Annotated in this window: 1 protein-coding gene; it reads right to left on the reverse strand. The window is 70.7% G+C overall.

Annotation, left to right across the window (positions count from 1 at the left end; translation table 11 throughout):
- A partial coding sequence (locus tag ACPYOM_RS22130) for a DDE-type integrase/transposase/recombinase (RefSeq protein WP_481347610.1) occupies positions 1–539 on the reverse strand: 539 nt, incomplete at both ends.

Below are 539 nucleotides of genomic sequence, written 5' to 3' on the forward strand. Positions count from 1 at the left end.
TGAGTATCAGCTCGGTGCAGGTGTCGCGCCACAGGTGGGAGCGGTACGCGGCGCCGTTGTCAGACAGCACTCGTTGGGCCGTGATGCCCCGGTCGGCGAACCAGGTGACCGCGCGGCGCAGGACCGCGACGGCGGTCGTGGCGGTCTCATCGTCGTGGACCTCGGCGTAGGCCACGCGGGAGTGGTCATCGATGACGGTGTGGACGAAGGCGTGGCCCATGTTCGGGTTGTCGTGGACGTTCTTGGGCTTGCCCGGGGTCGCGGCCCGGTTGCGCTTGCCCTGGGCACGTCCGACGTAGCGCCAGCCGCCGCCGTCGGGGATGTTGCCCAGCTTCTTGACGTCCACGTGCAGCATCGCGCCCGGGTGCTCGTGCTCGTAGCGGCGCACCGGTTCGCCGGTGGCCCGGTCAACATGAGCCAGACGGTTGAGCCGGCACCGCAGCAGCACGCGGTGCGCTGTCGAGGGCGCGACACCGGTCAGGGCGGCGAGCTGGACCGGGCCCACGCGCTTACGCAGCCGCAGTGCCACGATCCGCTTC

The organism is Monashia sp. HAY1-2A, from assembly GCF_056755315.1.